This is a genomic window from Catenulispora sp. GAS73 (genome assembly GCF_041262085.1).
In the GTDB taxonomy this organism is placed as follows: Bacteria; Actinomycetota; Actinomycetes; order Streptomycetales; family Catenulisporaceae; genus Catenulispora.
Map to the genome: position 1 here is coordinate 1 of NZ_JBGCCM010000083.1, position 9,474 is coordinate 9,474.

Below are 9,474 nucleotides of genomic sequence, written 5' to 3' on the forward strand. Positions count from 1 at the left end.
GAGCGACGAGACACTGCGGCGCGTGTTCGCGAAGCACTTGGGGACGACGCCGAGCGAGTACCGGATGCGGTTCGCGACGACGGCGCGGGTGTCAGGGGACTGACGGTCTTCTGGCCGCTCGCAAACACACGCCTGGCGCTCCGGCACCGATGCCGACTCGCGCTCCCGCACGGCCCGGCACCAGCTCCAGCCAAGGCTCGCGCCGACACCGGCTCGCGCTCCAAGTCCGGCCCGGAATCAACTCAGGTCAGCCTCGCGCACCGACACCGACCTAGCGGCGGCCCGGGCTCTCGCGGTCGCGTACCAGCGCCGGCACGCTCCGAGCCCGCGCGCTCACCGCACCGACACCGGCTCGCCAGCACCGACCTGCGCTGCGAGCCTGGCCCGCCACCAGCTCCGGCTCAACTCCGCCCCGCACTTCGGCCTCGGTTCGCGCGCCAGCACCAGCACCAGCACCGGCGCGCCCTCCGAGCCGGCCCCTCACCGCACCGGGGCCTCCCAGTCGATCCGGTAGCGCTGCTCGGCGCCCATCACCTTGTCGAAGTTCATCAGCCGGAAGAACAGCGGCATCATCACGTGCATCGCCTTCCGCCCCACCGGCCCCGGTGTCTTCGTGCGGTTCGTGCGGGCGCCGCGCTTCGTGATGCGTTCGACGCGGTCGCTGCGGAGTGCCTCGTAGGTTGCGAACGCTGCTGTTGGGTTCGGGATGTCGCGGAGGCAGCGTGCGAGTTGGAGGGCGCTTTCGATGGCCATTGAGGCGCCTTGGCCGGTGCTGTTCGAGGGGGCGTGGACCGCGTCGCCGACCAGGGCCATGCGGGTGCTGTGCCAGTGCGGGACCGGGGGCATGATGTGGATGGCGCCGGTGATGTCGAGGTTGTCGGGTGTGGTGCGTTCGGCGAGGAGGCGGCCCGGGGTGTCGTCGCGGTAGGTCTCGCGCAGTTGGCGGAGCCACTGGTCGGCGGGGACGGCGCGCGCCTCGGTCAGCGACATGTACTGCTTCGACGGCAGGTTCGCGCCCCACGTCAGGCGGCCGTCGGCCATCTTCCAGTACAGGTAGTAGGCGCGCTTGCCGAAGGCGAAGGTCATGACGCCCGGTTCGGTGTCGAGGTCGGCGGCGGCTTCCACGTAGCCCTGGAACGCCAGCAGGCCGGTGTAGTCGGCGCCGGGGGCTGCGGGGTCGATGAGGCTGCGGACGGTCGAGCGCACGCCGTCGGCGCCGATCAGCACGTCGGCGGTGGCGGTGCCGCCGTCGGCGAACCGCGCCTCGACGCCGTCGGGCGACTCGACGGCCCCGGTCAGGCGCCGGCCGTACTCGAAGCGCACGCCGGCCCGGACCGCGCGGTCGCGCAGCACCCGGTGCAGGTCGCCGCGGCCGACGATCTGCAGCGGCTCGACGCCGGCCAGGGCCGGCAGGTCGTGCGGCCTGCCGTCGATCGCCATCCGGGTGTGCGTCACCGGCGTGGCCACGGCCCGGACCGCGTCGGCGGCGCCGATGAGGTCGAGCGCGGCCATGCCGTTCGGCGCCAGCGCGAGGCCGCCGCCGATGCCCTCGCCGAGCTCGGGGTACGCCTCGTAGACGGTGGCCTCGATGCCGGCCTTGCGCAGCGCCGTGGCCGTCACCGGGCCGGCGATGCCGCCGCCGATGACGATGGCCGTGCGGACACCGGTCGGGTGTGATGAATTGACAGTGTTCTGTGATGCAGTGTTCTGTGATGTGGACATGGGATCCCTCCGCAGTGGGTGATCGATCTGCCGCGATACGCGCGATGAGCGCCGCGGCCCCGACATCAGGCCCGGGAGGCCCCCGTTAAGCTGGGGTTGGCACCTCGTGGCCGGGGTTCGCCCGTGCGGACGTCGGTGGCGAGAGCAGGTCCCGGCGGTGGTGTTGGCGCATCGCCGCCGGGACACAGTGTCAGTCCTGTATCTGGTCCAGACTCCTTTCCTGGAGTTCGAGCATCTCCGGCGGCAGCCCGGCCCCGTCGTGGAACGCCTGCCAGCCGTCGAGCCCCGGGAACGTCCCCGAGCTCAACTCCGCCAGCAGCCCGCGCACCCACGCCGCCTCGGCCTCGACCATCGCCAGCGCGTACTCGTCCTCGACGAGGAACAGCCGCGGCACGGTCTGCAGCGTCTTGGTCAGCGCGGCCTTGCGCGCGCCGATCCCCTCCTCCAACGCCGCCAGCCGCGTCCGCAGCAGCTCGATCACCTCGGCCGGCGGCAGGATCATCTGCACCGACAGCCCGGCGGCGAACCGCGTGTGCTCCGGCTCGGGCGTGCTGATCAGCTCGCGGGTCCAGTCGGCGAGTTCGGCGCGTCCGGCGTCGGTGATCCGGTACACGGTCCGCTCCGGTCGCGCGCCCTGCCGGCTGGTGCCGACGACCTCCAGGAACCCGTGCTTGGCCAGGTTCTGGACGACCGTGTAGAGCGACCCCCACTTCACGTCCATCTGCTGGTCCTTGCCGTGCGCCCGGATCAGCGAGGCGATCTCGTACCGGTGCATGGGCCGCTGGACGACGGTGGCCAACACCGCGAGCGCGAGCAGGTTGTCGACCTTGCGTTTCGCGGCCATGGCCACCTCCCGGCTCCGACACTCCGGCGCCATCCCTGCGATCCGCCGTTTACTCGTCTACAAATATACGTCGGCGAGTATTAGCGGGCAACCGCGCGCTCCGACTAGCCGCGAGCCACCGCGACCGCGAAGCTGAAGGCAGCCGTCGAGCAAGCCGTCGAGCGCGACCGATGAGGAGACACGCACTGTGCGCCGTTCCGTCTACACCGAAGACCACGAGGCCTTCCGCCAGATGATCAGGGACTTCATCGCCGAGCAGGTGGTCCCGGTCCACCCCGAGTGGGAGAAGCAGGGCCACGCCCCGCGCGAGTTCTACTACAAGCTCGGCGAGCTGGGCCTGTTCGGCATCGAGGTGCCCGAGGAGTACGGCGGCGCCGGCGAGAGCAACGGCTTCAAGTACCAGGCCGTCACCACCGAGGAGCTGATGCGCGCCGGCGTGAGCTTCGGCGGCTCGTCGGTGCACACCGGGCTGGTACTCCCGTACCTGATGGAGTTCGCGAACGACGAGCAGAAGCAGCGCTGGCTGCCGGACTTCGTCTCCGGCGCGATGATGACCGCGATCGCGATGACCGAGCCGGGCACCGGCAGCGACCTGGCCGGCATCAAGACCACGGCGAAGCTGTCGGAGGACGGCACGCACTACGTGCTCAACGGCGCCAAGACTTTCATCACCGGCGGTGTGCTGGCCGACCGAGTCCTGGTGGTGGCGCGCACCTCGCCCTACGACCCGGACAACCGCCGCGCCGGCCTGTCGATCCTGGTCGTGGACACCAAGTCCCCCGGCTACGCGGTCGGCCGCAAGCTGGAGAAGATCGGCCTGCGCACCTCCGACACCGCCGAACTGTCCTTCACCGACGTCGAGGTGCCGGTGGAGGACCTGCTCGGCGAGGAGGGCAAGGCGTTCTCCTACCTGACGCACAACCTGATCCCCGAGCGCCTCGGCATCGCGGTGTCCGCAGTCGCCGCCGCGGACGCCGCGATCCAGTTCGCGCTCGCGTACACGAAGGAGCGCGAGGTGTTCGGCACGCCGGTCGCCTCGTTCCAGAACACGAAGTTCGTGCTCGCCGAGTGCACCGCCGAGGTGACCGCCGGGCAGGCGATGATCGACCGCGCCATGGACCTGTACGAGGCCGGGGAGCTGACGGTCGCCGACGCCGCCGGGGTGAAGCTTTTCACGACGGAGATGGCGAGCCGGGTCATCGACAAGTGCCTGCAACTGCACGGCGGGTACGGCTACATGCTGGAGTTCCCCATCGCGAAGCTGTACGCCGACAACCGCGTGTACCGGATCTACGGCGGCACGAGCGAGGTCATGAAGTCGGTGGTCGCCAAGTCGCTCGGGCTGTAGCCACTTGTAGCCACCACACCGGTAGCCACCACACCGGTTTCGCGGCTACCACACCAGGTTCAGCTCCTGGAGCGAGCCGTCACGCGGCACGACGCTGCGGCCCATCGTCCCCGTCTCCTGCGGCGCGAGTCGCAGGTTCGGCAGGCGCTCGGTGAGGACCCGCAGCGTCGCGCGCGCTTCCTCGCGGAACAGCTGCGCGCCGACGCACGCGTGCGGGCCGTGCCCGAACGACAGGTGCTTGGCGGCGGTACCGGTCGGCCGGGTGATGTCGAAGACGTCGGGCTGGTCGTGGACCTCCGCGTCGCGGTTCGCGGAGGCGAGCGCCACCAGCAGCGTCGCGCCGGCCGGTATCTCGACGCCAGCCAGCGTCACCGGAGCGGTGGTGATGCGGCGGACGCTCTGCATCGAGGTGTCGTAGCGCGTGGCCTCCTCGACCGCTGCCGGGATCAACTCAGGCTTCGCACACAGCAGTTCCCACTGCTCGCGGTGTCGCAGCAGGTTGAGAACCATGGTGCCGAGCAGCGGGGTGGCGGTGATGAAGCCGGCGATGAACAGGTTCAGGACGTTCGAGGCGACTTCGTGGCGTTGGTCGAGGGTGAGCTCGCCGCTGCCGTCCGGAACGAGGGCGCTGAGCAACGCGCTGGACAGGTCGTCGCGCGGCTCGGCGTGCCGACGCCGGACGTGCGCGTCGATCATCGCCCGCATCTCGGCGAACTTCCGCGCGGCCCGGGCCTTCTGCTCGTCGCCGACGGGGAAGAAGTACATGATCAGCGCCTGCGTGGTGCCGTGGACCGCCTGCGCGACCTCCTCCGGCTCCAGCCCGATCAGCCGGCCGATCGTTTCGCTGGCCAGCACTGACGTGTAGCGGCTGACGAACTCGACGTGGCCGTCCCCGGCGAAGCCGTCGACCAGCTCCGCAGCCCGCTGTCCGATGAACGGCACCACCTGCTCCACCCGCGCCGGTGTGAGCCCGGCCAGCAACGGCGCACGGTAGCGCCGGTGCGCGGCGCCGTCGGAGTTCACCACGACCGGCCGTCCGCCGATGCTGTCGGCCAGTTCGGCCCGCACCGCTTCCGGCAGCATCTCATCGCGCGGCAACGTGTTGGCCGAGGAGAACTCGTCGGCGCGGCGCAGTACCTCCAGCACGTCTTCGTGCCGGGCCACCACCCATGCGCCGACGGCCGGGACGAAAGCCGGGCCCGTGCTTTGGCGGCCCTGGGCGAAGGCGGCGTACGGGTCCTGAAACCAGATCTCTGATTCGGTCATGGTTCGAGTCAACCGCAGCGGCGGAGGCTGGGGAACCTCCGCCGCCGCGGTCCTATCCGATCTGCACCGGAGCTAGTTCAGTGCGTAATGCTGGAAGTACAAGAAGATCGACTTCCATCCGGATCCGACGTTCAGAAGGTGCAGCTGTCCGCCGGAGGGGCCGAGGTCCAGCGCCACCAGGCCCTCGACCTCGTCGTTGGGCTGGACGTCCTGGGTGAACTGCTCGGCGGTGGCGCCGGTGGTGGGGTCGATCGTCCAGACCGACTTGTTGCCCGCGATGTCGGCCGAGGCCCACAGCTGGCCGCGCCAGACCTTCGCGCCCTGGATGCGGCTCAGCGGCTGCGACAGCTTCACGGTGCGCAGGACCGGCAGGGCCGCGCCGGCCGGGAGGGTGAGCAGGTCGTGGAGGCTGTAGACGACCAGGTGGTCGCTGCCGTCGGCGGCGCTCTGGTTCCACGGCGCGGTGTAGACCAGGCCGGCGGCGGCGTCGACGGCCACCCACGGGACGCCGCCGGGCATCAGATTCAGCGGCAGCTGCACGTAGCGGCCGGTGTAGCTCAGGTTCGAGGCGTTGAACAGCGCCAGCAGCGGGTGCTGGTAGGCGCTGCCGTCCTCGATGCCGGTGATGACGTAGCCGCCGTAGTAGTCGTTGTCGCCGATGTGGTTGGAGCCGTATTGCGAGGAGAGCTGGGAGGGGATGGCCGTCGCGTTCGATGTGACGTCGTTGATGCCGTTGACCGTGGCCTTGTCCAGCGAATAGGTGCCGGAGAAGTAGTAGTAGGTGCCGTCGGTCGAGACGCCCTGGCCGCGCTCCAGCGCGGTCACCAGCGTCCACGTCTGGTAGCTCGGCAGCCGGGTCCAGCCCGAGGCGGAGGCAGAGGCCAGGGGGAACAGGGCGAGCAGCGCGGCGATCACGGCGATGCGCCACGACCACGGACGGTGCTTCATGAGGCAGGTGTCCTTTCTCAGGGGACAGATTTCAGGGAACGCATTTCACGTACTGGCAGCTGTCACGACGCCGGCGGCTCGGTGCACACGACAGCGTTGCGATCCCCCTCCGGCTAGCCGTTCGCGACCACGGCGCCGATGATGCGCGCGTACGCCGCCTCGCCGGACTGGTTCGGGTGCAGCGGCGCGGCCAGGGACAGTGGCACGAAGCCCTCGACCCAGCGCGAACCTTCGCCCTGGCAGGAGTCGTGGCCGGCGCTGGGGGTGCGCATGTCGACGTAGGTCGCGCCGTTCGCTGCGGCGGTGGTGGCAATGGTGCTGTTCAGGTAGTCGACCTCGCTCTGTAGCCAGGTAGCGTCGGAGCCGAGCAGCGGTTCGACCGGCCAGCAGCCGCCGGCCTTGATGTAGAGCCCGTATCCGGTGACCAGGACGCGGGCCTGCGGGGAGCGCTGGTGGATGCCGGCCAGGACGGCGGCCAGCTTCGGGGCGAAGGCGTCGGTGCGCGCGGCGACCGAGTCGACGCCGTTCACCACGTACTTGCCCTTGCACGGTGCGGCGAAGGGATTCAGCTGCTCGCAGTTCTGCGCGACGCCGACCAGGCCGACGTCGTTGCCGCCGATGGTGAGCGTGACCAGCGTGGTGTCCGGGGTCAGGGCGTCGAACTGGGGCGGCGCGGTGCCGGCGGACACCCCGGCGATCGACAGCGGCTGCGGGTTCGTCATATGGAAGGTGCTGGCGCCGCTGCACGTCACGTCGCGCAGGACTGGGATGCCGAGCGCGGCGGCCATGTCGTGCGCGTAGTTGTGGGTGGAGCGGGCGCAGGCGAGCTCGCCGGTCGGGTTCGGGATCAGCGGCCCGGAGGCCATCGAGTCGCCGAGTGCGACGTAGACCTGCGGGGTGGCGCCGGCCTGGGCCGTGGCCGAGGTGGCGGCGGTGGCGAAGACGGCGCCGAGCAGGGCGCAGAGCCCTGCGGCGGCCTTGACGGTGCGAGACGCTTTCACGGTGGGGTTCTCCTCCGGGCTTCTGCACGCTGAGTGGATGGACGCTGTCGCCTGTCATCATGCAGACTCTTCGGGCACTGATTAACTGGACGGTGACCCAGACTTCAGCGAGGGATTCTGTGACGCGTCACAACGGCGTTGAGGATCCGAAAGCGCTGCACATCGGGGGTCGGCCGGTCGCCGCCGACCTGCGGGCGATGGCGCCGGACCTGTCACGCCGCGTCCTGGCCCGTCTGCTCGACGAGCTGCCGGTCTACGCGACGCTGCCCGGCGAGGAAGTCGCCGGGGACATCGCGGAGATCGTGCAGCAGTCAGTGCGGATGTTCGCCGACGCGGTCGAGGCGCGGCGGGTCCCGGACGAGACCGAGCTGGCCGCTCAGCGGCGTTCGGCGCAGCGCCGCGCCGAGGAAGGCGTGCCACTGGACGCGATTTTGGCGGCGTACCAGCTGGGCATCTCCATGGTGTGGTCGCAGGTGTCGGCCGGGGCCACGTCCGCCGATCACACCGACCTGCGCGAGCTGCTGGCGATGCTGCTGGACATCCAGCGCCGGATCCTGTGCTCGGTCACGGAAAGCTACCTCGCTGCGCGGCGGACGATCGACAGCGAGGAACACAGCGGTCGGCACGCGTTAATGGCGGCGTTACTTTCCGGGACGGAGCCGGACGGGGCGGTGCGTGCGGCGCCGCGTTATGCCGTGCTGACGCTGCGTCTCGAACGGCATCCCGACGAGGACGCGGCTGCTCCCGGCGTCGCGGCACGCCGAAAGATCCGGCGCGTGCGGGAGGCGTTGGACGCCTTCGCGCAGCAGCCGTGCCTGACCGCGTTCCGGGCGGATCGTGGCACGGTCCTGATGCCGCTCGACGATGACGCGGTTGTTCTGGATCACGACGGACTACGGGCCCTGATCACCGATGCGGCCGACGTGGCCGGAGCTCCGTTGACGGCAGCGGTCGCCGTCGCGGATGTCGCAGAGGTGCCGGCCGCGGTCGCGCGCACGGCCGAGATCGTCGATCTGGCGCGGGCGACGGGGCGTCCGCCGGGGTTGTACCGGCTCGAAGACGTGCTGCTGGACTACCAGCTCAGCCGTCCGTCGGCGGCGCTGCCGGCGCTCGCGGCCCGGCTGGAGCCGGTGGCGGGGAAGCCGGAGTTGCTGACGACGTTGCGGACGTATCTGCGTCTGGACCGCGACCGCCGGACGACGGCCACCGCGCTGCACGTTCACCCCAACACCGTCGACTACCGGCTGAGGCGTATCAGCGAGCTGACGGGGCTGTCGGCGCACCGTACCGAGGACCTTGGTGAGCTGCACGCGTCGTTGGTCGCGCGACAGGCACTCGGCGATCGCTCGTAGCTGTCGCGCAGCAGGGGGTACAGGGACAGCCCGGGGGAACTACAGGGCCTTATGGGGGAATTATCCGCCAATCAGGCATTCATCCTCCGGCACTGGGAATGCACTGGAAGTGATCAAAGGACTTTCTCGCAAGCTCGGATCCCTCGTCCTCGCGGCCGTCCTCGCCCTGATCGGCGTCACGCTCTCGGCGGCGCCCGCCGCCGCAGCGGGCAAGGTCGTCTCCATCACGTTCGACGACGGGCCCAGCCCCTACACGCCGCAGGTCCTCAGGATCCTGGCGCAGTACGGGGTGCACGCCACGTTCTTCGAGGTCGGGCAGAACGTGGCCGCGCGCCCAGCGTTGACCTCGCAGGTCTACCGGCAGGGCAACAGCGTGCAGAACCACACCTGGTCGCACCCCGACCTGCGGAAGCTGTCGGCTTCGCAGTTCACGTACCAGGTGAGCGCCACCGACGGGCAGATCCGCTCGCACACCGGCTACCGCCCCTGCTGCCTGCGGCCGCCGTACGGCGCGGTGAACGCCGACGTGCGATCGCGGGCATCAGCGCTCGGCAAGAAGATCGCGCTGTGGACGGTCGACCCGCGCGACTGGTCGCGCCCCGGCACGGCCACGATCCAGAACAGGGTGCTCAGCCAGGTCCGACCCGGCTCAGTGGTAGTGCTGCACGACGGCGGCGGCGACCGCAGCCAGACCGTCGCGGCGCTCGGCGGGATTCTCAAGACCCTGAAGGCGCGCGGGTACACCTTCGCGATCTGGGCCCGCTGAACGCTGAGCCACCAGCCGGAGCGATCGCGGCGGCGCAACAATACGAGCGCCCGGCGCCAGCAAGGCAGCAAGGCAGCAAGGCAGCAAACAGCGCGAGAGGCGGCAGGGCGGCACAGCGGAAGGCCGACACAGCGGCAGCTCGGCAGCTCGGCAGCTCGGCAGCTCGGCAGCTCGGCAGCTCGGCAGCTCGGCAGCTCGGCAGCTCGGCAGCTCGGCAGCTCGGCAGC

8 protein-coding genes are annotated in these 9,474 nt (G+C 70.3%); 3 read left to right on the forward strand and 5 right to left on the reverse strand.

Features of this window, described 5'->3' with window-relative positions:
• Positions 1-480: 480 nt before the first annotated feature.
• Together ABH935_RS50570 and ABH935_RS50575 are read right to left on the reverse strand one after the other, a co-directional pair.
• Complete coding sequence (locus tag ABH935_RS50570; protein ID WP_370385189.1) at positions 481-1,722, reverse strand: FAD-dependent oxidoreductase; 1,242 nt, start codon at positions 1,720-1,722, stop codon at positions 481-483.
• A gap of 190 nt (positions 1,723-1,912) precedes the next feature.
• Complete coding sequence (locus ABH935_RS50575) at positions 1,913-2,566, reverse strand: PadR family transcriptional regulator (protein WP_370385190.1); 654 nt, start codon at positions 2,564-2,566, stop codon at positions 1,913-1,915.
• A gap of 187 nt (positions 2,567-2,753) precedes the next feature.
• On the opposite strand from ABH935_RS50575, the gene ABH935_RS50580 reads away from it, so the two are divergent.
• Entirely contained in the window at positions 2,754-3,914 is a 1,161-nt protein-coding gene (locus tag ABH935_RS50580; protein ID WP_370385191.1) for an acyl-CoA dehydrogenase family protein, read from the forward strand.
• Between the two features lie 45 nt (positions 3,915-3,959).
• Here the strand turns inward: ABH935_RS50580 and ABH935_RS50585 are convergent, their stop codons facing one another.
• The 3 genes from ABH935_RS50585 to ABH935_RS50595 form a co-directional block, all read right to left on the reverse strand.
• Complete coding sequence (locus ABH935_RS50585) at positions 3,960-5,180, reverse strand: cytochrome P450 (RefSeq protein WP_370385192.1); 1,221 nt, start codon at positions 5,178-5,180, stop codon at positions 3,960-3,962.
• 72 nt (positions 5,181-5,252) lie between these two features.
• On the reverse strand, positions 5,253-6,128 hold the full coding sequence (locus ABH935_RS50590) for a hypothetical protein (protein WP_370385193.1): 876 nt from the start codon (positions 6,126-6,128) through the stop codon (positions 5,253-5,255).
• A 113-nt stretch (positions 6,129-6,241) separates the two neighbouring features.
• Positions 6,242-7,129, reverse strand: a complete 888-nt coding sequence (locus ABH935_RS50595) for an SGNH/GDSL hydrolase family protein (RefSeq protein WP_370385194.1) — start codon at positions 7,127-7,129, stop codon at positions 6,242-6,244.
• A 119-nt stretch (positions 7,130-7,248) separates the two neighbouring features.
• Between ABH935_RS50595 and ABH935_RS50600 the strand changes: the two genes are divergently transcribed.
• Positions 7,249-8,481, forward strand: a complete 1,233-nt coding sequence (locus ABH935_RS50600; protein ID WP_370385195.1) for a PucR family transcriptional regulator — start codon at positions 7,249-7,251, stop codon at positions 8,479-8,481.
• Positions 8,482-8,590: 109 nt separating this feature from the next.
• Entirely contained in the window at positions 8,591-9,247 is a 657-nt protein-coding gene (locus tag ABH935_RS50605) for a polysaccharide deacetylase family protein (protein WP_370385196.1), read from the forward strand.
• Positions 9,248-9,474: the final 227 nt, after the last annotated feature.

Excerpts from the sequence above, each read along its gene's own strand:
- ABH935_RS50570 (WP_370385189.1), bottom strand. The coding sequence starts at position 1,722 with ATGTCCACATCACAGAACACTGCATCACAGAACACTGTCAATTCATCA.
- ABH935_RS50575 (WP_370385190.1), bottom strand. The coding sequence starts at position 2,566 with ATGGCCGCGAAACGCAAGGTCGACAACCTGCTCGCGCTCGCGGTGTTG.
- ABH935_RS50585 (WP_370385192.1), bottom strand. The coding sequence starts at position 5,180 with ATGACCGAATCAGAGATCTGGTTTCAGGACCCGTACGCCGCCTTCGCC.
- ABH935_RS50590 (WP_370385193.1), bottom strand. The coding sequence starts at position 6,128 with ATGAAGCACCGTCCGTGGTCGTGGCGCATCGCCGTGATCGCCGCGCTG.